The sequence below is a fragment of the Massilia sp. 01N417 genome, from assembly GCF_056399645.1.
Map to the genome: position 1 here is coordinate 41,322 of NZ_JBFTRS010000022.1, position 20,786 is coordinate 62,107.

The 20,786-nt window shown below is 66.5% G+C and carries 20 protein-coding genes; 16 read left to right on the plus strand and 4 right to left on the minus strand.

Going from position 1 to position 20,786, the window contains the following annotated elements; genetic code table 11:
- The first annotated feature begins 9 nt into the window (after nt 1-9).
- From AC1DOQ_RS21130 to AC1DOQ_RS21165, 8 genes are all read left to right on the plus strand, one after another.
- Nucleotides 10-519, plus strand: a complete 510-nt coding sequence (locus AC1DOQ_RS21130) for an OmpH/Skp family outer membrane protein (RefSeq protein WP_477368814.1) — start codon at nt 10-12, stop codon at nt 517-519.
- Nucleotides 520-607: 88 nt separating this feature from the next.
- Nucleotides 608-1,666 (plus strand): UDP-3-O-(3-hydroxymyristoyl)glucosamine N-acyltransferase, encoded by a 1,059-nt coding sequence (gene lpxD / locus AC1DOQ_RS21135; protein WP_477368816.1) that lies wholly within the window; start codon nt 608-610, stop codon nt 1,664-1,666.
- The gene (fabZ, locus tag AC1DOQ_RS21140; protein WP_477368818.1) at nt 1,663-2,187 is read left to right on the plus strand and encodes a 3-hydroxyacyl-ACP dehydratase FabZ; all 525 of its coding nucleotides are present in this window, start codon (nt 1,663-1,665) and stop codon (nt 2,185-2,187) included. The genes lpxD and fabZ overlap by 4 nt, the downstream gene beginning before the upstream one ends.
- Nucleotides 2,187-2,978 carry an acyl-ACP--UDP-N-acetylglucosamine O-acyltransferase gene (lpxA, locus tag AC1DOQ_RS21145; RefSeq protein ID WP_477368820.1) on the plus strand — a complete coding sequence of 264 codons (792 nt, stop codon included), beginning with the start codon at nt 2,187-2,189 and terminating at the stop codon, nt 2,976-2,978. The genes fabZ and lpxA overlap by 1 nt, the downstream gene beginning before the upstream one ends.
- A complete protein-coding gene (gene lpxB / locus AC1DOQ_RS21150) occupies nt 2,962-4,131 on the plus strand; it encodes a lipid-A-disaccharide synthase (protein ID WP_477368822.1) in 1,170 nt (389 codons plus the stop codon). Before lpxA ends, lpxB begins: the two co-directional genes overlap by 17 nt.
- Nucleotides 4,131-4,799 carry a ribonuclease HII gene (gene rnhB / locus AC1DOQ_RS21155; protein WP_477368824.1) on the plus strand — a complete coding sequence of 223 codons (669 nt, stop codon included), beginning with the start codon at nt 4,131-4,133 and terminating at the stop codon, nt 4,797-4,799. The genes lpxB and rnhB overlap by 1 nt, the downstream gene beginning before the upstream one ends.
- A complete protein-coding gene (locus tag AC1DOQ_RS21160) occupies nt 4,796-5,599 on the plus strand; it encodes a TrmH family RNA methyltransferase (RefSeq protein ID WP_477368827.1) in 804 nt (267 codons plus the stop codon). The genes rnhB and AC1DOQ_RS21160 overlap by 4 nt, the downstream gene beginning before the upstream one ends.
- Before the next feature lie 59 nt (nt 5,600-5,658).
- Nucleotides 5,659-6,861, plus strand: coding sequence for an EAL domain-containing response regulator (locus tag AC1DOQ_RS21165; RefSeq protein ID WP_477368829.1), 1,203 nt, complete (start codon nt 5,659-5,661; stop codon nt 6,859-6,861).
- 84 nt (nt 6,862-6,945) lie between these two features.
- Here the strand turns inward: AC1DOQ_RS21165 and ppsR are convergent, their stop codons facing one another.
- Nucleotides 6,946-7,794 carry a posphoenolpyruvate synthetase regulatory kinase/phosphorylase PpsR gene (gene ppsR / locus AC1DOQ_RS21170; RefSeq protein WP_477368831.1) on the minus strand — a complete coding sequence of 283 codons (849 nt, stop codon included), beginning with the start codon at nt 7,792-7,794 and terminating at the stop codon, nt 6,946-6,948.
- A gap of 182 nt (nt 7,795-7,976) precedes the next feature.
- On the opposite strand from ppsR, the gene ppsA reads away from it, so the two are divergent.
- The 3 genes from ppsA to AC1DOQ_RS21185 all read left to right on the plus strand — a co-directional run bounded on the left by ppsA (nt 7,977) and on the right by AC1DOQ_RS21185 (nt 12,985).
- Nucleotides 7,977-10,421, plus strand: a complete 2,445-nt coding sequence (ppsA, locus tag AC1DOQ_RS21175) for a phosphoenolpyruvate synthase (RefSeq protein WP_477368833.1) — start codon at nt 7,977-7,979, stop codon at nt 10,419-10,421.
- 448 nt (nt 10,422-10,869) lie between these two features.
- Nucleotides 10,870-12,231, plus strand: coding sequence for a group II intron reverse transcriptase/maturase (ltrA, locus tag AC1DOQ_RS21180; RefSeq protein ID WP_477368925.1), 1,362 nt, complete (start codon nt 10,870-10,872; stop codon nt 12,229-12,231).
- 208 nt (nt 12,232-12,439) lie between these two features.
- Nucleotides 12,440-12,985, plus strand: a complete 546-nt coding sequence (locus AC1DOQ_RS21185) for a metal-dependent hydrolase (RefSeq protein ID WP_477368835.1) — start codon at nt 12,440-12,442, stop codon at nt 12,983-12,985.
- A 19-nt stretch (nt 12,986-13,004) separates the two neighbouring features.
- On the opposite strand, the gene AC1DOQ_RS21190 is transcribed toward AC1DOQ_RS21185, so the two are convergent.
- Nucleotides 13,005-13,337, minus strand: coding sequence for a YnfA family protein (locus tag AC1DOQ_RS21190; RefSeq protein WP_477368837.1), 333 nt, complete (start codon nt 13,335-13,337; stop codon nt 13,005-13,007).
- Nucleotides 13,338-13,361: 24 nt separating this feature from the next.
- Nucleotides 13,362-14,531, minus strand: coding sequence for a GGDEF domain-containing protein (locus AC1DOQ_RS21195; protein WP_477368839.1), 1,170 nt, complete (start codon nt 14,529-14,531; stop codon nt 13,362-13,364).
- A gap of 278 nt (nt 14,532-14,809) precedes the next feature.
- Here AC1DOQ_RS21195 and AC1DOQ_RS21200 point away from each other — a divergent pair, with 278 nt between their 5' ends.
- Genes AC1DOQ_RS21200 through AC1DOQ_RS21210 form a run of 3 tightly spaced genes read left to right on the plus strand, consistent with a single transcriptional unit; the run spans nt 14,810 to nt 17,055 of the window.
- A complete protein-coding gene (locus AC1DOQ_RS21200; RefSeq protein ID WP_477368841.1) occupies nt 14,810-15,244 on the plus strand; it encodes an NfeD family protein in 435 nt (144 codons plus the stop codon).
- A gap of 39 nt (nt 15,245-15,283) precedes the next feature.
- A complete protein-coding gene (locus tag AC1DOQ_RS21205; protein WP_477368843.1) occupies nt 15,284-16,204 on the plus strand; it encodes an SPFH domain-containing protein in 921 nt (306 codons plus the stop codon).
- Nucleotides 16,204-17,055, plus strand: a complete 852-nt coding sequence (locus AC1DOQ_RS21210; RefSeq protein WP_477368845.1) for an SDR family oxidoreductase — start codon at nt 16,204-16,206, stop codon at nt 17,053-17,055. The genes AC1DOQ_RS21205 and AC1DOQ_RS21210 overlap by 1 nt, the downstream gene beginning before the upstream one ends.
- Here AC1DOQ_RS21210 and AC1DOQ_RS21215 read toward each other — a convergent pair.
- Complete coding sequence (locus AC1DOQ_RS21215; protein ID WP_477368847.1) at nt 17,027-19,240, minus strand: TonB-dependent receptor; 2,214 nt, start codon at nt 19,238-19,240, stop codon at nt 17,027-17,029. The genes AC1DOQ_RS21210 and AC1DOQ_RS21215 overlap by 29 nt on opposite strands.
- 117 nt (nt 19,241-19,357) lie before the next feature.
- On the opposite strand from AC1DOQ_RS21215, the gene AC1DOQ_RS21220 reads away from it, so the two are divergent.
- Both AC1DOQ_RS21220 and AC1DOQ_RS21225 read left to right on the plus strand, forming a co-directional pair.
- Nucleotides 19,358-20,539 carry a PepSY-associated TM helix domain-containing protein gene (locus tag AC1DOQ_RS21220; protein ID WP_477368849.1) on the plus strand — a complete coding sequence of 394 codons (1,182 nt, stop codon included), beginning with the start codon at nt 19,358-19,360 and terminating at the stop codon, nt 20,537-20,539.
- Entirely contained in the window at nt 20,536-20,715 is a 180-nt protein-coding gene (locus AC1DOQ_RS21225; protein ID WP_477368851.1) for a hypothetical protein, read from the plus strand. The genes AC1DOQ_RS21220 and AC1DOQ_RS21225 overlap by 4 nt, the downstream gene beginning before the upstream one ends.
- The last annotated feature ends 71 nt before the right edge of the window (nt 20,716-20,786 follow it).

Below are 20,786 nucleotides of genomic sequence, written 5' to 3' on the forward strand. Positions count from 1 at the left end.
ATAGCCTCGTTGTCCAGAACTCTGGCGCTGGCCGCCGTGTGCGCGGGCGCGCTGCTGCATGTGAATGCGCAGGCGCAGGCGCAGGCGCCGACCGGCCGGATCGGCTTCATCTACACCGAAAGGCTGATGACGGAGTCGCGCCTGGCAAAGTCGGCGGACGAGAAGATCCAGGCCGAGTTCTCCAAGCGCCAGAAGCAGGTCGACGACATGGTCAAGCGCTTCAAGACGGCGCGCGAGAAGTTCGACGACGATGCGCCGAAGCTCAACGACATCGACCGCACCCGCCGCACCCGCGAGCTGCTGGACATGGAGAAGGACGTCCAGCGCATGCAGCGCGAGTTCAACGAGGACCTGCTGCAGCGTAAGAACGAGGAACGCGCCGCCATCGCGCAGCGCGCCTTCAAACTGATCGAACAGGTGGCCGAGCAGGAGCACCTGGACGTCGTGCTGCAGGAAGCCATCTGGTCCAGCCCGCGCATCGACATCACCGACAAGATCCTCAAGCTGCTCGACAAATAAACGGCAGCGCACAAGACCAACGCCGGCCGGACGGATGCGCCCGGCCGGCGTATCATATTTGAGTTTTTACTTTTTCACGGACGACCAGATGGGCACTCGACTGGGTGAATTGGTCGAACGCTTCGGCGGACAGCTGGTGGGAGACCCGAACCTCGAGRTTCAGGGCATCGCACCCCTCGACAGCGCCGACGCTTCGCACATCAGCTTTCTAAGCAATAGCAAACTGCGCGCACTGGCGGCGCAAAGCCGGGCGGCGGCACTGATCGTCGCCCCGCTGGACGACGCCACCGTCGCCGCCACCTACGAGGGCGCGCGCATCGTCACCACCAACCCCTACGCCTACTTTGCCCGCGCCGCGCAGTACTTCGCCGCGCTGGAAGAGACGCCGCCACAACCGGGCATCCACCCGACGGCCAGCGTGCACGAGAGCGCGCAGGTCGACCCGACGGCCCATATCGGCCCGCAGGTGACGGTGGAGGCGGGCGCCAGGATCGCGGCCGGCGCGGTGATCGACGCCGGCTGCTTCATCGGCCGCGAGGCGGAGATCGGCGAGGGCAGCCGCCTGTTCGCCAACGTGACCTTCCACGCGCGCTGCACGATCGGCAAGCGCGGCATCCTGCACTCCGGCGCGGTGATCGGCACCGACGGCTTCGGTTTCGCCAAGGAGAACGGCGTCTACATCAAGATCCCGCAGACCGGCCGCGTGATCCTGGGCGACGACGTCGACGTCGGCGCCAACACCACGATCGACCGCGGCGCCCTGGCCGACACCATCATCGAGGATGGGGTCAAGCTCGACAACCAGATCCAGATCGGCCACAACTGCCATATCGGCGCCAACACGGCCATGGCCGGCTGCGTGGGCGTGGCGGGCAGCGCCAGGATCGGCAAGAATTGCACCTTCGGCGGCGCCGCCATGGTGCTCGGCCACCTGGAAATCGTGGACAATGTCCATATTTCCTCGGGCAGCATGGTCTCGCGCTCGGTGCTGGAGCCGGGGCAGTACACCGGCTTCTACCCGCTGGCCAAGAATGCCGAGTGGGAGCGCAGCGCCGCCATCGTGCGCAACCTGTCCTCGATGCGCGAGAAGATCCGCACGCTGGAAAAGCAAATCAAAACCCTGACTGACAACGCAGAACAAAAATGACCGAATCGCTCACCACTTCCAAGACACTCGCATCCAAAACTCTTGGTATCACCCAGATCAAGGAATACCTGCCGCACCGCTATCCGCTGCTGTTGGTCGACCGCGTGGTCGATTACGAGCTGGGCAAGACCATCACCGCGATCAAGAACGTCACGGTGAACGAGGAGTTCTTCAACGGCCACTTCCCGCACCAGCCTGTGATGCCGGGCGTGCTGATGGTCGAGGCGCTGGCCCAGACCGCGGCGATCCTGTCCTTCATGACCATGGGCGTGAAGCCGGACGAAAACTCGGTGGTCTACTTCGTCGGCATCGACAACTGCCGCTTCAAGCGTCCGGTCGGCCCCGGCGACCAGCTCAGGATGGACGTCGAGATCCTGCGCAGCTCGCGCGGCATCTGGAAGTACAAGGCCCAGGCCAGCGTCGACGGCAAGGTCGCCGTCGAAGCGGAACTCATGTGCACCATCCGCGCCAACGAATCGGCGTCCGGTTCGGCTAACCCCCAAGCGGCAGCGGGGCAGTAATGAGCGGCCGGATTCACCCGACCGCGATCGTCGATCCGAAGGCCCAGCTGGACAGCTCGGTCGAGGTCGGCCCTTATTCGATCGTCGGCCCGCACGTGCGCATCGATGCCGGCACCGTGGTCGGCCCGCACGTGGTCATCGAAGGCCATACCACGATCGGCAAGGACAACAAGATCTTCCAGTTCGCCTCGCTGGGCGCGGCGCCGCAGGACAAGAAGTGGGCCGGCGAGCCGACCCGCCTCGAAGTCGGCGACCGCAACACCATCCGCGAATTCGTCACCTTCAACCTGGGCACCGCCCAGGATGCCGGCGTGACCCGCCTCGGCGACGACAACTGGATCTCGGCCTACGTCCACCTGGCGCACGACTGCCAGGTCGGCAGCAACACGATCTTCTCGAACAACGCCCAGCTGGCCGGCCACGTCCACGTGGGCGACTGGGCGATCCTGTCGGGCTACTGCGGCGTCCACCAGTTCTGCAAGATCGGCGCGCATGCCTTCATCGGCATGTACACCAGCCTGACGCAGGACGTGCCGCCGTACGTGCTGGTCTCGGGCAATCCGGCCGAGGCCCACGGCGTCAACATCGAAGGCCTGAAGCGCCGCGGTTTCACGCGCGAGCAGATCAACGCCATCCGCGCGGCCTACAAGACCATCTACCGCAGCGGCAAGACGCTGGAAGAAGCGAAGGCGCAGATGACGGAAGAGGCGGCCGAGGGCGGCGAGGGTGCAGTGCAGATCCAGGCCATGCTCGACTTCCTCGGCACCACGACCCGTGGCATCGTCCGCTGATTTGACCGCGCCCGTTCATCTGGCGCTGGTGGCGGGCGAGGTCTCCGGCGACATGCTGGCGGCCCGCCTGATGGCCGGCCTGAAGCCGCAGCTGCCCGAGGTCCGCTACTCGGGCATCGGCGGCCCGCGCATGCTGGAGCAGGGCCTCGTTTCCGACGTGCCGATGGACACGCTCACGGTACGCGGCCTGCTGCCGGTGCTGATGCGCTACCGCGAACTGAAGGGCATCCAGAACCGCCTGCGCGACCGCCTGATCGCGGAGCGGCCGGCCGCCTTCATCGGCGCCGACTACCCCGGCTTCAACCTGGGGCTGGAAGAGCAGCTTCGCGCCGCCGGCATCCCGACCCTGCACTTCGTCGGCCCGCAGATCTGGGCCTGGCGCGGAGGGCGGATCAAGAAGATCCAGCGCGCGGTCTCGCACATGCTGCTGATCTTCCCTTTCGAAGAAGAGATCTACCGCAAGGCCGGCGTGCCGGCGACCTATATCGGCCACCCGCTGGCCGAACAGATCCCGCTGCAGCCCGACGTGGCGGCGGCCAGGCGCCAGCTCGGCATCCCCGAGGACGCGAAGGTCGTGACCGTGATGCCGGGCAGCCGCATGGCCGAGATCAAGTACCTGACCGGCCCCTTCGCCGGCGCCGTGCAACTGCTGGCCGCGCGCGACAGCAGCATCCGTTTCATCGCGCCGATGGCGGGCGAGCGCCAGAAGGCGTATTTTATGGAGCTGATGGCGAAGGCCGGGCTGCAGGATGCGCCGATTGAACTGATCGACGGCCAGTCGCACGCGGCCATCGCCGCCGCGGATGCGGTGCTGGCGGCCTCCGGCACGGCGACCCTGGAAGTGGCGCTGTTCAAGAAGCCGATGGTGATCGCCTACAAGGTGGTGCAGGCCGAGTGGCTGCTGATCCGGAACATGGGCTACCTGCCGTGGATCGGGCTGCCGAACATCCTGGCGCGCGAGTTCGTGGTGCCGGAATTCCTGCAGCATGCGGCGGCGCCGCAGGCGCTGGCGGACGCGGTCTGGTTCCAGCTGACGGACGAAGCCAACCGCCGGCGCCTGCAGCAGCGCTTCCTGGACATGCACCACAGCCTGCTGCGCAACAGCGCCGAGGCCAGCGCCAAGGCGGTGCTCGAGGTCATAGGACAAGGATAATGAGCAAGAAGAAGTTCGATTTCTATCCGGGACTGCCCGCCAGGGGCCGTCCCTTCACCGTCGCCGACGTCGTCTGCGGCGTGGACGAGGCCGGACGCGGCCCGCTGGCCGGCCCGGTGTTCGCCGCCGCCGTCATCCTCGACCCCAGGCGGCCGATCGAGGGCCTGCGCGATTCCAAGAAGCTGACCGAGGCGCGCCGCGACGAGCTGGCGCCCATCATCCGCGAACAGGCGCTGGCCTGGGCCATCGCCGAGTGCTCGCACGTTGAGATCGACACCCTGAACATCCTGCAGGCGACCATGCTGGCGATGCGCCGCGCGGTCGAGCAACTGGGCACCGTGCCCACCATCGCCCTGATCGACGGCAACCGCTGCCCGCAGCTGCCGGAGGCAATCCGCGCCCACGCCGTGGTCGAGGGCGACGACAAGTGCCACGCCATCTCGGCCGCCTCGATCCTGGCCAAGACCGCGCGCGACGCCGCCCTGGTGGCCCTGCACGACGCCTATCCGCAGTACGCCTTCGACCAGCACAAGGGCTATTCGACCGCCCTGCACCTGGAGCGCCTGCGCCTGCACGGGCCATGCCCGGTGCACCGCCGCTCCTTCGCGCCGGTGCGCGCGCTGCTGCAGGCCGATCTACTGGCACATTGCGAGGTCGATCCGGCATGAAGACCGTCAGCTCGCGCGACAACCCCTTCTACAAGGACCTCAAGCAGCTCGCCACCAGCTCGCAGGCGCGCCGCAAGGCCGGCCGTTCGCTGCTGGATGGTGTCCACCTGTGCCAGGCCTGGCTCGACCTCAAGGGCATGCCGGCGCATTGCGTGGTGTCCGAGGATGCGCTGTCGAATCCGGAAGTGGCGGCCATCGTCGCCCGCGTCGAGGCCGAGCGCGGCTTCGTCACCGCGCTGCCGGACGCCCTGTTCGGCGCCATCAGCCAGGTCGAACACGGCGTCAACCTGGTGTTCGTGGTCGAGACCCCGGCGCCGCGGGTGCCCGACGTGCTGGACGAATCGGCGGTGCTGCTGGACGGCGTCCAGGATCCCGGCAACGTCGGCTCCATCCTGCGCAGCGCCGGCGCCGCCGGCATCAGGCAGGTATGGTGCAGTCCCGGCACCGCCTTCTGCTGGTCGCCCAAGGTGCTGCGCGCCGCGATGGGCGCCCACTTCGTGCTGGAGATCTTCGAGAACGTCGAGCTCGCGCCGGTGGTGCGCAAGGCGCAGGTGCCGGTGCTGGCGACCAGCGGCTATGCCGCCGACTGCCTGTACGACGTCGAGCTGGCCGGGCCGGTGGCCTGGATCCTCGGCCATGAGGGGCAGGGCGTGTCGCAGGAGCTGCTGGACCTCGCGAGCCGCCGCGTCGCCGTGCCGCACGCTGGCCAGGTGGAGTCGCTGAACGTGGCGGCCTGCGCGGCGGTGTGCTTTTTCGAGCAATTACGGCAAACCAGGCAACAGCCGCAGCGCCGGGCATAGACGGCACCGCCTGCTCCATGTACCCTTGTGGCTGGGCAAGCGGAGTCGAGATGGACACAATGCAGTCAGCTTTACAGAACCTACATTTCCTGGTGGCGGAAGCCGAACCGGTACAGCGCCGCGCGCTGATCGAGGCGCTCGGCCAGCTGGGCGCGAGCCGCGTCACCGACGTCCCCGACGGTCCCACCGCGCTGCGCACGCTGCAGGCCGGCTTCACGCCGAAAGTCGACGTCGCCGTCATCGACCTGGCCCTGGGCGGCATGGACGGCCTCGAACTGCTGCGCGCGATCGCCGCGCTGAAGTCGTCGGTTCGCCTGATCGTGGTCGGCGCCCAGCCGGCCAGCGTGCTGTTCTCGGTCGAGACCCTGGCCCAGGCCTACGGCGTCGAGCTGCTAGGCACCATCGCCAAGCCGGTCTCCAGCGCCAAGCTCAAGACCCTGCTGGACAATCTCCAGCCCGCGGCGCGGCCGCGCACGGTGGCGCAGTCGCCGGCGTTCAGCTTCGCCGAAGTCGGCGTCGGCCTGCAGCAGCGCCAGTTCGAACCCTTCTTCCAGCCCAAGATCGAACTGGCCACCGGCCAGGTCAAGGGCCTCGAGACTTTCGCGCGCTGGCGCCATCCCGAGCACGGCGTGCTGGGCCCGGGCGCCTTCATCGACGCGCTGGAACAGAACAACCGCATCGACTTCCTCGACTGGACCATGATCGAACTGTCGGTCGAACGCTGCCGCCAGTACCATGACCAGGGCATCCCGATCTCGATCTCGCTGAACCTGGCGCCCGAGACCCTGGCGCATCCGAATTTCATCCGCCAGGTTCAATCCTGCATGAAGCGCCACGGCGTGATGCCGGACTACCTCACCTTCGAGATGACGGAATCGTCGATCCTGAAATTCGACGTCGACTTCATCGAACGCCTGGTGCGCCTGCGCATGATGGGCTTCGGCCTGGCGATCGACGACTACGGCACCGGACGCTCGAACCTGCAGCTGCTGGCGCGGATCCCGTTCTCGGAACTGAAGATCGACCGCTCATTCGTCGACGGCGCATCGAAGAAGCGCCCGCTGGGCACCGTGCTGAAATCCTGCCTGGGCCTCGCGCACAGCCTCGACCGCATGTCGGTGGCGGTGGGCGTGGAGACGCGCCAGGACTGGGACTTCCTGCAGGGGCTGGGGTGCACGTATGCGCAGGGCTACCATATCGCCAATCCGATGGAGGCGGGTGCTTTCCCGGGTTGGCTCGAGGATTGGCGGCACTTTTTCTGATCCGCCGCCACGTGGGCTCGGTGAGCCCACCCTACGACAAGCACCGTATCGTAGGGTGGGCACCCCGTGCCCACGCTGTGCTGCCTAGTACTCGCGGCGATCCGGCTTGATCTCCTGGAGGATGGTCGTCGAGATCTCCTCGATCGACTTGGTCGTCGACGACAGCCACCGGATCCCCTCGCGCCGCATCAAGGTCTCGGCCTCGTTCACCTCGTAGCGGCAATTCTCCAGCGACGCATATTTGCTGCCGGCCCGCCGCTCGTTGCGGATCTCGGCCAGGCGTTCCGGCGTGATCGTCAGGCCGAACAGCTTGTGCTTGAACTGCGGCAGCGCCGAGGGCAGGCGGCCGCGTTCGAAGTCGTCCGGGATCAGCGGGTAGTTGGCGGCCTTGATCCCGTACTGCATCGCCAGGTACAGGCTGGTCGGGGTCTTGCCCGAGCGCGAGACGCCCACCAGGATCACGTCCGCGTCCGCCAGGTTCTTGTGCGACTGGCCGTCGTCGTGGGCCAGCGAGAAGTTGATCGCCTCGATGCGGCTCTTGTATTCCTCGCTGTCGACCACGTTGTGGATGCGGCCGATGGTGTGGGTCGACTTCACGCCCAGTTCCTGCTCCAGCGGCGCGACGAAGGTCTGGAACAGGTCCATGTGCATGCCCTGGGCGGCGCGGATCACGGCCGAGAGATCGTGCTTCACGAGGGTCGAGAACACGATCGGGCGCTGGTTGTCGGCCAGCGCGACCTCGTTGATGCGGCGCGCCGCCTCGTAGGCTTTTTCGATGGTATCGATGAAGGGCAGGCGGATCTGGCGGAAGCGCATTTCGAACTGGCTCAGCACCGCGTGGCCGAAGGTTTCGGCCGTGATGCCGGTGCCGTCGGACACGAAGAAGACGGTGCGCGCGCCGCTCGGAGTGGTGGGGGTGCTCAAAGAGGTCATGGTGCTTGTTTGCTAAGATGATGACAATGTTGCAGCCGGCGTACTGTGAATCAGGCCGGCGCGCGGTAAAATGCTCGGCAACGGTTTTTGGATTGTGCGGCACGGCGCGAAGAATAACAAGAAAACACCGCCGCCCGGCACAGCCAGCGAAAGATTTCCATCATCAAAAAAGGTGTTTCATCATGACTAACCTGTCTACTGCAGCATTGAAGACGCCCGACCCCGCGGCGTCGGGAGAAAGCGTCTACGTTGCTTCCTTCGAAAACCTGCGCATGACCGACGTCGAGTCGGTCGGCGGCAAGAACGCCTCGCTGGGCGAGATGATCAGCCAGCTGGCCGAAGCCGGCGTGCGCGTGCCGGGCGGTTTCGCCACCACGGCCGACGCCTTCCGCGACTTCCTGCGCCACAGCGCCGACGGCGGTCCTTCGCTGGGCCAGCGCATCGCGCAGCGCCTGGAAAGCCTCGACGTCGACGACGTGCGCGCCCTGGCCGCGGCCGGCGCCGAGATCCGCCAGTGGATCGTCGAGACCCCGTTCCAGCCGCGCCTGGAGCAGGAAATCCACGCCTTCTACGACCGCCTGGTTGCCGACTCGGATACCGAAGTCTCGTTCGCGGTGCGCTCCTCGGCCACCGCCGAAGACCTGCCGGACGCCTCCTTCGCCGGCCAGCAGGAGACCTTCCTGAACGTGGTCGGCATCGACAACGTGCTGGAAGCCATGAAGCACGTATTCGCCTCGCTGTACAACGACCGCGCCATCTCCTACCGCGTGCACAAGGGCTTCACCCACGCCGAGGTCGCGCTGTCGGCCGGCGTGCAGCGCATGGTCCGTTCCGACACCGGCGCGGCCGGCGTGATGTTTACCATCGACACCGAATCGGGCTTCAAGGACGTGGTCTTCATCACCTCCAGCTACGGCCTGGGCGAGACCGTGGTGCAGGGCGCCGTCAATCCGGACGAGTACTACGTGCACAAGCCGATGCTCGAGCAGGGCAAGAAGCCGGTCATCCGCCGCAACATCGGCTCGAAGCTGATCAAGATGGAGTTCACCAAGGAAGCCAAGGCGGGCCGTTCGGTGCAGACCGTCGACGTGCCGGTCGAGCTGCGCAACCGCTATTCGCTGAACGACGAGGAAGTCGTCGAGCTGGCCAAGTACGCCGTCATCATCGAGAAGCACTACGGCCGCCCGATGGACATCGAGTGGGGCAAGGACGGCCGCGACGGCAAGCTGTACATCCTGCAGGCGCGTCCGGAAACCGTGAAGTCGCAGCAGAAGGCCGGCGACGCCCAGCAGCGCTTCAAGCTGAAGGGCACCGGCACCGTGCTGGCCTCGGGCCGCGCGATCGGCCAGAAGATCGGCGCCGGTCCGGTCCGCGTCATCAGCGATCCGTCCGAGATGGAACGCGTGCAGCCGGGCGACGTGCTGGTGGCCGACATGACCGACCCGAACTGGGAACCGGTCATGAAGCGCGCCTCGGCGATCGTCACCAACCGCGGCGGCCGCACCTGCCACGCGGCGATCATCGCGCGCGAGCTGGGCGTGCCGGCGGTGGTCGGCTGCGGCGACGCCACCGAAACGCTGAAGGACGGGACCTTCGTCACCGTCTCCTGCGCCGAAGGCGACGAGGGCAAGATCTACGACGGCCTGCTGGAAACCGAGGTGTCGGAAGAAGTGCGCGGCGAACTGCCGCCGCTGAAGACCAAGATCATGCTCAACGTCGGCAACCCGCAGCTGGCCTTCGACTTCCAGTCGGTGCCGAACGGCGGCGTCGGCCTGGCCCGCCTCGAGTTCATCATCAACAACAACATCGGCGTGCACCCGAAGGCCATCCTCGAGTACCCGAACATCGACGCCGACCTGAAGAAGGCCGTCGAGTCGGTGGCCCGCGGCCACGCCTCGCCGAAGGCCTTCTACGTCGACAAGCTGGCCGAAGGCGTGGCGACCATCGCCGCCGCCTTCTGGCCGAAGCCCGTCATCGTGCGCCTGTCCGACTTCAAGTCGAACGAGTACAAGAAGCTGATCGGCGGCTCGCGCTACGAGCCGGACGAAGAGAACCCGATGCTGGGCTTCCGCGGCGCGGCGCGCTACCTGGCCGAAGACTTTGCCGAGTCCTTCGAGATGGAATGCATGGCCATGAAGCGCGTGCGCGAAGAAATGGGCCTGACCAACGTCGAGATCATGATCCCCTTCGTGCGTACCCTCGGCCAGGCCGAGAAGGTGGTCGAGCTGCTGGCCAAATACGGCCTCAAGCGCGGCGAGAACGGCCTGCGCCTGATCATGATGTGCGAAGTCCCGTCGAACGCCATCCTGGCCGAGCAGTTCCTGCAGTACTTCGACGGCTTCTCGATCGGCTCGAACGACCTGACCCAGCTCACCCTGGGCCTGGACCGCGACTCCGGCATGGAGCTGCTGGCCAAGGACTTCGACGAGCGCGACCCGGCCGTGAAAGCCATGCTCTCGCTGGCGATCAAGGCCTGCCGCGCCCAGGGCAAGTACATCGGCATCTGCGGCCAGGGTCCTTCGGACAACCCGGACTTCGCGGAATGGCTGGTGGAGCAGGGCATCGAGTCGATGTCGCTGAACCCTGACTCGGTGATCGATACCTGGAAGAAGCTGGCGGCGATGTAATACCTCGCCCGACCCACACCCACGACCCTCGCCGGCGCCCCGCCCGCGAGGGTTTTTTCATGTGCGCTCAGCATGAGCGCACTCTTGTGGGTGAAAGTCCCGCCGCAAGCTGACCACAGCGAGCGAAGCGAAGCACAACTGCGGAAGGGTGACCAACTGTGGGAAGGAAGTGTGGAGCGAAACTGCGAGCCGATGGACAAGAACCGGATACAAGGCGCTGCCAAGCAGGGCGAGCGGGCATGAAACCGCAAAGCTCTTGTGGTCAAGGCGAAGTGGCGTAAATCCGGCGGCTGTGCAGGGAAGGAGTGCGCTCTTACCTGAGGAGATCTCGCCTTGTGCCTGAAAGGGCGACGAAAAAAAAAAAATCGGAGCGAGAAGTCAGCAGAGGCCATAGTAGCCGCAGCCTTGGCGAAGGGCCGAACGAGAAGGAGCGTCAAACGCCTTGTCGATGAAACGTGTATTGCATCAGATGCCCGCGCCAGCGGGGCGGGTCGCGGAAAGGCGGGGTGAAGCCTCGTCCAAAGCGACCAGCGATGAAACACGTCCCACGCGACAAGAACCGGAAGACGCAGGGCGAGGCTTGCTCGCGCAAGCGCTCGCGAGAGAGAACATGCAGCGCGCCTGGAAGCGCGTGAAGGCGAACAAGGGAGCTGCGGGTGTCGATGGTTTGGATATTGTTCAGACCAAGGAACACCTGAAGCACGCCTGGCCCGAGATCAGGAGGCGCCTGATCGACGGCACGTACAGGCCGCAAGCTGTACGGCGGGTGGGCATCCCGAAACCGGATGGCAGCGAACGTGAGTTGGGGATACCCACCGTGACCGACCGTCTGATTCAGCAGGCACTGCTGCAAGTGCTGCAACCGCTGATCGATCCGACTTTTAGTGAACACAGCTATGGGTTCCGGCCCGGCCGACGAGCACGGGATGCCGTGCTCGCTGCACAGCAGTATGTGCAGGAAGGCCGCCGCATCGTGGTGGACGTGGACCTGTCGAAGTTCTTCGACCGCGTCAATCACGACATCTTGATCGACCGTTTGAGGAAACGCGTGAACGACGCTGGCGTGATCCGGCTGGTTCGTGCCTATCTGAACGCGGGCGTCATGGATGGCGGCGTGGTGGCCGAGAGGATGGAAGGAACGCCGCAAGGCGGGCCGCTGTCTCCATTGTTGGCCAACGTGCTTCTCGACGAAGTGGATCGTGTGCTTGAACGAAGGGGGCATCGCTTTGCCCGCTATGCCGACGACTGCAACGTGTACGTGCGCAGCCGGAAAGCTGGCGAGCGGGTGATGGCTCTGCTCCGACGCCACTACGACAAACTGCGTTTGAAGATCAATGAATCGAAAAGTGCGGTCGCCAGCGCGTTCGGCCGCAAATTTCTGGGCTATGCCTTTTGGGYAGCTCCGAAAGGCGAGGTGAAAYGCAAGGTGGCAAGTCAGGCGCTGGAAAACTTCAAACAGCGCATCCGGGAACTTACCCGGCGATCCGGTGGCCGCAGTACCGAACAGGTAGTCGAAGGTCTACGCCCGTATGTACTGGGATGGAAAGCCTACTTCGGATTGGCACAAACCCCTAAAGTCTGGCGCACGCTGGACGAATGGATGCGTCATCGGATGCGGGCAATCCGACTCAAACAATGGCGGCGCGGACCGACGATTTACCGTGAATTGCTGGCCATGAGGGCCCCGGCTGCTGTAGCCCGTCAAGTGGCGGCGAACAGCCGCAGATGGCAACGCAACAGCTGCTGTCTGCTCAACAGCATACTCACCATTGCCTACTTTGACCGCCTCGGCATGCCAAGGCTCTCATGACCTCAACTTCTCGAACCGCCCGGTGCGGACCCGCATGCCGGGTGGTGTGGGAGGGGATCCGTCAGTTAACCTGACGGCCCCTATCCCGATTCCGCCGATGAGCCCTCGGCGGGAAAAGTGCAAGGAAACGTTTCAAATCCGTTTTTAGCGAAGCCAGGAAGTATATTCCTCCCCCTCGTCGTTACTTGTGGAATGGTTCGCCCCCATCATGGCTTCTCATAGCGCACATCATTCAACCGGCGTGGCCGCCGGACTGATTGCCGCCGTCCTCGTCCATCACGCCGGCGCCGGCGGCCCCTGGGACGCGTGGAGCGTACTCGCCGCAATCGCGGGAACTGCCGGAGGGACCGCACCCGACTGGCTGGAAGTCGCGTGGTGGTCGAGGAAAAGGAAGCTGTGGATCGCCCATCGGACGTGGACGCACTGGGGAATGGGCTGGCTTGCCCTGTTGGGCGCTTCTTATCTTTTACTGGATACGATCGCCTGGGCGCCGCTGGCGTTCGGGTTTGCGGCCGGCGGGGTGATGCATCTGCTTGCCGACTGGCCGAACCCCATGGGAGTCCCCTGGATCATGGGGAGGCACTCGCTTAAATGGTGGAAAAGCGGCCGATGCGACATGATCGTCGTCGCCGCCGCGTGGGCTGCGGCATTGCTCGTTGCCGACAGAGTGTTGTTCGCCGACGGGAGAGTCCACACACTTGCCGGCTTCGCGGCCCGCCTCGGCCGCTCGCTCGCACACAGGATTGTCACTTGAGGGGCCCGGGCGGCCCGGCTCAGGCCTGCGGCTGCAGCGCGATCAGCGCCATGCCCGCCAGCGCGAGCGCGGCGCCCGCAAGGTCCCAGCGCGTCAGCGCAATGCCGTCCACGAAGCGCAGCCACAACAGGGCGACGGCAATGTACATGCCGCCGTACGCGGCATAGGTCCGGCCCGCGGCCGTCGGATGCAGCGTCAGCAGCCAGGCGAACAGCGCCAGCGAAATGGCGGCCGGCAGCAGCAGCCAGGCGCTCCTGCCGGCCTTCAGCACCAGCCAGGGCAGGTAGCAGCCGAGGATTTCGGCCAGCGCCGTCAGTGCGAACAGGGCGGCGTATTTGGCGGCGAGGAGCATGCCGGTCTTATCCAGCTAAACAGTTCATGCGATTTTCGCGACCATGCTGCGCGCGTCGACCACCGCGTTGCGCCCGCCGGCCTTGGCCGCGTAGAGGGCGGCGTCGGCGCGCGACAGCATGGCATCGATGCCCTCGCCCGGATGCAGGGTGGCCGCGCCGATGCTGACCGTGTAGTCGACGCCGATGCGGTCGTTCTCGCCCGGCGTGCGGTCGAGGCCGTGGCGCAGGCGCTCGGCCACCAGCAGGGCGGTGTCGGCGGAGGTGTCGGGCAGCAGGACCGCGAACTCTTCGCCGCCCAGGCGGGCCACGGTGTCGATGTTGCGCACCACCGCCCCGGCGCGTTCGACGATGTCGGCCAGCACCTGGTCGCCGGTGGCATGGCCGTGGGTGTCGTTGATGCGCTTGAAATAGTCGACGTCGAACAGCAGCAGCGACAGCGGGCTGCGGCGGCGCTGGGCGCGGGCCAGCTCGCGCTCCGCCACTGCGAAGAAGGCGCGGCGCGAGTGCGCGCCGGTCAGGTGGTCGTGGTTGGCCGCGTGCTGGGCGCGGGCGATCAGGTCGGCGTTCGCCATCATGACGGCGCCGAGGGTCAGCGCGGGCAGCGACAGCGCGCCGGCCGAGAAGAAGACCATGCTGATGGTGGCGTCGCTCCAGGGCAGCTGGACACCGGCCAGCTGGACGCCGTAGACGATGCCGCGCACGACCTGGGCGAGGGCGTTGGCGTAGGCCGAGAAGACCGTGAACAGGACCGGATAGCGGCGCTCGGAGCGGCCCAGCTGCGGCCACAGGATCGCGCCCATCTCGAAGCACAGGGCGCCGTGCAGGACCGACATCGCGACGATGCGGGCGCCGGCGGAATCGACGCCGTGGTGGAGGGCGACGACGAGCAGCAGGCCCAGTGCGACATAGGCGCCCAGGCGGCCGTAGGGCACGGCCAGGCCGAGGTGGCGCCGGAAGCCGGCCAGCACCATCGTCGTGGTGCCGAGCAGCAGGGTGTTCGCCACTTCGATCGACAGGAAGTCCGGCACCACGCCGCGCGCCGCGAACAGCGGCAGGCAGGCCACCGCCATCGCGTTCGCCGCGAACCATTCGCGGATACCGCGCGCCCCGCTATCGCGCAGCGAGGACAGCACGAGCAGCATGACGGCGGACAAAGCCATCGTCACCAGCAGCAGGCTTACGACGATCAACATGGACGGGTAGGGGAAGGAAGGTGTAGATTTCTCTATGGTATCAAAACTTGACGAAATCTTGACGCCAAACCCCATATGCATATCAATTTTCGTCCCCAAAATGGTGCAAAAGCAACTACAACGTTGACTCCTTGTACAGACGGGGTAGACTAGGGATAACGAATTGTCTATTCAAGTCATCATCGAAAACGCAAAAAACAATCTAAACCCTCGTCACCCAAGCCGGGAGACGGGGGTTTTCGACTTTTTCAGGCAAGTGGAAAGAGGAGGAGGAAACCATGGCTGAGTGGATGGGCTGGCTCGTCGCGGCCGGCGTGCTCGTGATCCTGGAGCTGTTCACCGGGACGTTTTATCTCTTGATGATCGCCATCGGACTGGCGATCGGCGGGCTGGTGGCCCTGCTTGGCGCCGGCGGTCCCGTGCAGACCATCGCGGCGGCCGCGGTCGGGGTGCTGGCCACCGCGCTGCTGCACCGTTCGCGCTTCGGCCGCCCGGCCAGGCACGACGCCGCGCGCGACCGCAACGTCAACCTCGACATCGGCCAGCGGGTGACGGTGCCGGGCTGGGACCACGGCCGTGCCCGCGTGATGTACCGCGGCGCGCTGTGGGATGTCGAGCTGGGCCAGGGCGCCACGCCGCAGGCCGGGGAATACCGCATCGTCGAAGTGCAGGGCAGCCGGCTGGTGGTGTCGAATGCGGTCTCGCATTCATAAGATTTGCTTAAAATTACAACTCTTCTATAAGGGATGCTCATGGAATTTTCATTCGGTACCGTGGCACTGGTGATCTTCGTCATCGCGCTGGTCTTCGTCCTGAAGACCATCAACGTGGTGCCCCAGCAGCACGCCTGGGTTGTCGAGCGGCTCGGCAAGTACCACGCCACGCTCGCGCCCGGCCTGAATATCGTCGTGCCCTTCGTCGACCGCATCGCCTACAAGCACAGCCTGAAGGAGATTCCGCTCGACGTGCCGCCCCAGGTCTGCATCACCAAGGACAACACCCAGCTGCAGGTGGACGGCATCCTGTACTTCCAGGTGACCGACGCCATGCGCGCCTCCTACGGCGCCTCGAACTACATCCAGGCCATCACCCAGCTGGCCCAGACCACGCTGCGTTCCGTGATCGGCCGGATGGAGCTGGACAAGACTTTCGAGGAGCGCGACCACATCAACACCACGGTGGTCAACGCGATCGACGAATCGGCCGCCAACTGGGGCGTGAAGGTGCTGCGCTACGAGATCAAGGACCTGACGCCGCCGGCCGAGATCCTGCACTCGATGCAGCGCCAGATCACCGCCGAGCGCGAGAAGCGCGCCCTGATCGCCGCCTCTGAGGGCCGGCGCCAGGAAGCGATCAACATCGCCAGCGGCGAGCGCGAGGCGAACATTGCGCGCTCGGAAGGCGAGAAGCAGGCCGCGATCAACCGCGCCCAGGGCGAGGCGACCGCCATCGTGGCCCTGGCCGACGCCAGCGCGACCGCACTGCGCCAGGTGGGCGATGCGATCCGCAGCCCGGGCGGCATCGACGCCGTCAACCTGCGCGTGGCCGAAGAATACGTCCACGCCTTCGCCAACCTGGCCAAGACCAACAACTCCATCATCGTGCCGGCGAACATGGGCGAGATGAGCGGCCTGATCGCCAGCGCCCTGCAGATCGTCAAGGTGCAAAAGTAATGCGGGTCGTGGTCGTCACCGGCGGCTCGGACGGCATCGGCGCCGAAATCGCCCGCCGGCTGGCCGCGCGGGACGGTGCCGCGGGTGGTCGAACCCTGGCGCTGGTGCTGGGCGCACGCGACCGCGAAAAGCTGGAGCAGGTGGCCGGCCAGTGCGAGGCCCTCGGCGCGCAGGCGCTCGCGGTGCCCACCGACGTCGCCGACCCGGACCAGTGCCGGCGCCTGGTCGACGCGGCCGTGCAGCGCTTCGGCCGCATCGACGTCCTGGTCAACAATGCCGGCCGCTCGGCCCATGCCTTGTTCGAGGACGTGCCGGACCTCGGCTGGTACGAGGAACTCATGCGCATCAACCTGTGGGGCAGCGTATGGTGCACCCAGGCCGCCTTGCCGCAGCTGAAGGCGGCGCGCGGACGGATCGTCGCCGTGTCCTCGCTGGCCGGCCTGATCGGCGTGCCGGGCCGCACCGCCTACAGCGCCAGCAAGTTCGCGATGACCGGCTTCTTCGAGGCCCTGCGCGCGGAGCTGAAGGGCGCCGGGGTCTCGGTCACCATCGCCTATCCTGGTGTGGTCGATACCCGGATCCGCTACCGCGGCTTCAACGCCCTGGGCCGCGAGATGGGCAGCAGCGGCCTGCGCGAGGAGGGAGCGATGACGGTGGAGGAATGCGCGCGCCTGATCGTCGACGGCATGGAGGCGCGCCGGCGCGAAGTCGTGATGACGGCCAAGGGCAAGCTCGGCCGGCTTCTCAAGCTTCTTGCGCCGGGCGTGGTGGAGAAGATGGCGCTGGCGGCATTGAAGGACGAGGTCAAGCCGCACCAGGCCATCAGAAATCCACGCTGGCCGACACGCTGACGGTGCGCGGCGCCCCCAGCACCAGGTAGCCGGCGCCCGGATAGCCGCCCGCCGAAGCCCAGTAATTGCGGTCGAAGGCATTGTCGATGCGGGCGCGGAAGCTCACGTCGCGGTCCATGATGCGGGTGAGGTAGTTCGCGCCTAGGTCGAAGCGGCTCCAGGACGGCAGCTGCTGGGTGTTGGCGGCGTCCGCGTACTGCTTCGAGGTATATATGGCGCGTGCGTTCAGCGACAGACCCGGCACCTGTGCGATGTCCCATTCGGCGCCCAGGTTCAGCTGGGTCTCGGGCACGCCGATCGCATCCTTGCCCTGGTTGATGCCGCCGGCGGTGCGGCGCTGTTCGGCGTCCAGCAGGGTCAGGCCGCCCAGCACGCGCAGGCCGCGCATCGGCATGCCGAACACGGACAGCTCGAGGCCGCGGTTGCGCTGCTCGCCGAAGATGCCGAACACGCGGTTCTCGACATAGGCCATCGGCTGGGCGGTGGTGAAGACGGCCGCCGTCATGCCCAGCTTGCCGCTGTCGTACTTCACGCCGATCTCCTTCTGGCGCGAGGTGTAGGGCGCGAAGACCTGGCCCTGGTTGACCGGCACCACGGACGAGCCGGAAGCGGTCGGGCCCTGCTGCAGCGCCTCCGCATAATTCGCGTACAGCGACAAATTCTTCATCGGCTTGTAGACGATGCCGGCGACCGGGGTGTTGGCGCTTTCGTCGTAGCCGGCGTTCTGCAGGCCGCTCGTGTAGTCGTAGCTGTAATCCTTGATGCGCTGGTGGCGCAGGCCGACCGTGATGCGCAGCGCGTCGTCCAGCAGGGCCATCGAGTCGGCGATCGCGTAGCTGCCGAGGATCGACTTGTGGGTCAGCAGCGGATGGTCCATCGAGCCGCCGGTGAAGAAGGTGGGCGAGGGCGCGGCGACGTCGACCGGGCGGTACAGATTCGTCGGCCAGCCGGCGAAGTCGCTCATGCCGTAGGCGTTGAAGGACTTCATCTCGAAGGCCGAGGCGCTGGCACTGATGGTGTGCCTGACCGGGCCGGTGCGCAGCTCGCCGCGCACGCCGACTTCGCCGGTGCGGGTGCGGTCGTCGCGCACGTTGTCGAAGCGGCCCATGTTCAGGCCGCCGTTGTTGTCGGTGGTGGTGGTCGTGGTCAGGGCGTTGAACTCGCTGCCGTTGCGGGCGCCGAAGGCGGCCCAGCCGGTCAGGTTCGGGGCCAGGTCGACCTCGCCGCGCAGGGTGCCGAAGGTGTCGCGCTCGTTGGAGTGGGTCCAGGGCTGGGCGAAGTTGTGGCTGGCCTCCGGCGCGGCGGGTACGGCCAGGCCGGCGCCGACCGTCACGCTGGGACGGGCGTTGTCGAGGATGTGTTCCTGGAAGCCGACGTCGGCCGACAGGCGGTAGTTGTTGCCGCGGTAGTCGAGACCCACCGACAGCACGTTCAGCCGGCGCGATTCGCGGTCGACGGCGGTGTCGCCGTCGCGGCGCACGGCGTTCACGCGGATGCCGGCGCGGTCGCCGTCGCCGAAGCGGCGCGCGACGTCGAAGGCGCCATAGACCTGTCCGCCGGATTCCACGCCCAGGGTCGCCTGGCTGAGCGGATGGTTCGGGGCCCGTTTCGGCACCAGGTTGACGGCGCCGCCGATGCCGCCGCCGCCCGGGGCCGCGCCGTTGACGAAGCTGTTCGCGCCGCGCAGGATCTCGACGCGCTCCAGCAGCTCGGAGGCCACGAACTGGCGCGGCAGCAGCCCGTACAGGCCGTTATACGCCATGTCGTCCGAGTTCACGGCAAAGCCGCGGATCACGTACAGCTCCTGGAAGTTGCCGAAGCCGCGCGCCACCCGCACCGAAGGGTCGTTCTGGACCACGTCGGCCACGCTGCGGGCCTGCTGGTCCTGGATCAGGGCCTGGGTGTAGTTGGTGGCATTGAAGGGGGTGTCCATGATGTCGGCATTGCCCAGCAGGCCGAGACGCCCGCCGCGCGCAACCTGGCCACCGGCATAGGCCGCCGACAGGCCCTGGGCCGAGGCGTCGGCCGAGGCGCTCACCACGACGGTGGCGATGCCGGGCTGGGCGCCGGATTGCGGGTCCTGGGCGGCGGGCGCGGTCTGCGCGTGGGCGAAGGAGCTTGCCAGCAGCAGGGCGCCGAAAGCGGCCGGGGTCAGGGTGGTGCGGGGAAGTGCGTGGTTCTTCATGACATTCTTGCTTTTGATGAGAATAGTTCTCATTATATCCATCGCGCTTGATTTCGTAAATGAGAACTATTATTATTTGGCCTCATCCGCAACGTCGCGCCGCCGTCTTCTCCCTTCATGTCCCCCGCAAACCTTCGCCGCTGGTCCTGGATCCACAAATGGAGCAGCCTGGTATGTACCGTCTTCATGCTGCTGCTGTGCCTGACCGGCCTGCCGCTGATCTACCATCATGAGATCGGCCACCTGCTGGGTAACGAGGTCGAGCCGCCGGCGCTGACGACGCAACAACAGGCGAGTCCGCCGCGCGCCGACCTCGACAGCGTGATCGCCGCCGGCAAGGCGCGCTATCCGGACAAGGTCATGATGTACATGTCGCAGGAGGCCGACCAGCCGGCGCTGTGGTTCCTGACCATGGGCAGGCATGCGAACGACCCGGATTTCGTCTCGATCGCGATCGATGCCCGCACCGCGCGCTACGTGGCCGAACCGCCGATCGAGGGCGGGACGGTGATGGCCTTCCTGTTCCACCTCCACGTCGACCTGTTCGCCGGCGTGCCGGGCAAGCTCTTCCTCGGTTGCATGGGCCTGTTGCTGGTCGTCGCGATCGTCTCCGGCGTGGTGCTGTACGCGCCCTTCATGCGCAAGCTGGAATTCGGCGCCGTCCGCCACGGCCGTACCGCGCGCCTGAAATGGCTGGACCTGCACAACCTGCTCGGCATCGTGACCCTGGTGTGGGCGCTGGTGGTAGGCGTCACCGGCGTGGTCAACACCCTGGCCGACGTGCTGCTGCAGGTCTGGCAGTCGACCGAGATCGCGGCCATGGTCAAGCCTTATGAAGGGCTGCCGCCGCCCGCGAAGCTGGCGTCGATGGAGCAGTCGGTGGCGCGCGCCCAGGCGCTGCAGCCGGGCATGCAGGTCGGCTTCATCGCCTTCCCGGGCACGCCCTTCGCCAGCGCGCATCACTACGGCGTCTACATGCACGGCGACCAGGCCCTGACCGCCAAGCTGTACAAGCCGGTGCTGGTCGACGCCGGTACCGGGCAGGTGACCGACCAGCGCACGTTGCCCTGGTACCTGAGCACCCTGCTGCTGTCGCAGCCGCTGCACTTCGGCGACTACGGCGGCGCCGGCATGAAATTCCTGTGGGCGCTGCTCGACCTGGCGACCATCGTCGTGCTGGGCAGCGGCCTGTACCTGTGGCTCAAGCGGGGCCGCGCGGCCAGGGCGAAGGCCGGCGACGAGGCGCGTCTGCGGGCCGCGCGGCAGCCGGCGCTGGCGCGCGAAGGAGAACCGCGATGAGCGGCTTCCGTTCGCTGTGGGGCATGCCGATCCTGCTCGGCGTGCTGACTGCGGTGGGGCTGGCGGTGGGGCTGCTGGGCGATGGCTGGTGGGATGCGGCGGCCGTGATCTGCCTCGGGATACCGGTCGCGGTCGGCGCCTGGCACATGTTCAAACCGGCGGCGGGAAAAAGGTGATCGTGGGCACAGGGCGCCCACCCTACAGCGCCCGTAGGGTGGGCACCCCGTGCCCACGCAAGCATGCATAC

Coding starts and splice junctions, on each gene's coding strand:
- fabZ (WP_477368818.1), top strand. CDS start 1,663: ATGACCGAATCGCTCACCACTTCCAAGACACTCGCATCCAAAACTCTT.
- lpxA (WP_477368820.1), top strand. CDS start 2,187: ATGAGCGGCCGGATTCACCCGACCGCGATCGTCGATCCGAAGGCCCAG.
- rnhB (WP_477368824.1), top strand. CDS start 4,131: ATGAGCAAGAAGAAGTTCGATTTCTATCCGGGACTGCCCGCCAGGGGC.
- AC1DOQ_RS21160 (WP_477368827.1), top strand. CDS start 4,796: ATGAAGACCGTCAGCTCGCGCGACAACCCCTTCTACAAGGACCTCAAG.
- AC1DOQ_RS21165 (WP_477368829.1), top strand. CDS start 5,659: ATGCAGTCAGCTTTACAGAACCTACATTTCCTGGTGGCGGAAGCCGAA.
- ppsR (WP_477368831.1), bottom strand. CDS start 7,794: ATGACCTCTTTGAGCACCCCCACCACTCCGAGCGGCGCGCGCACCGTC.
- ppsA (WP_477368833.1), top strand. CDS start 7,977: ATGACTAACCTGTCTACTGCAGCATTGAAGACGCCCGACCCCGCGGCG.
- AC1DOQ_RS21185 (WP_477368835.1), top strand. CDS start 12,440: ATGGCTTCTCATAGCGCACATCATTCAACCGGCGTGGCCGCCGGACTG.
- AC1DOQ_RS21190 (WP_477368837.1), bottom strand. CDS start 13,337: ATGCTCCTCGCCGCCAAATACGCCGCCCTGTTCGCACTGACGGCGCTG.
- AC1DOQ_RS21195 (WP_477368839.1), bottom strand. CDS start 14,531: ATGTTGATCGTCGTAAGCCTGCTGCTGGTGACGATGGCTTTGTCCGCC.
- AC1DOQ_RS21200 (WP_477368841.1), top strand. CDS start 14,810: ATGGCTGAGTGGATGGGCTGGCTCGTCGCGGCCGGCGTGCTCGTGATC.
- AC1DOQ_RS21205 (WP_477368843.1), top strand. CDS start 15,284: ATGGAATTTTCATTCGGTACCGTGGCACTGGTGATCTTCGTCATCGCG.
- AC1DOQ_RS21210 (WP_477368845.1), top strand. CDS start 16,204: ATGCGGGTCGTGGTCGTCACCGGCGGCTCGGACGGCATCGGCGCCGAA.
- AC1DOQ_RS21215 (WP_477368847.1), bottom strand. CDS start 19,240: ATGAAGAACCACGCACTTCCCCGCACCACCCTGACCCCGGCCGCTTTC.
- AC1DOQ_RS21220 (WP_477368849.1), top strand. CDS start 19,358: ATGTCCCCCGCAAACCTTCGCCGCTGGTCCTGGATCCACAAATGGAGC.
- AC1DOQ_RS21225 (WP_477368851.1), top strand. CDS start 20,536: ATGAGCGGCTTCCGTTCGCTGTGGGGCATGCCGATCCTGCTCGGCGTG.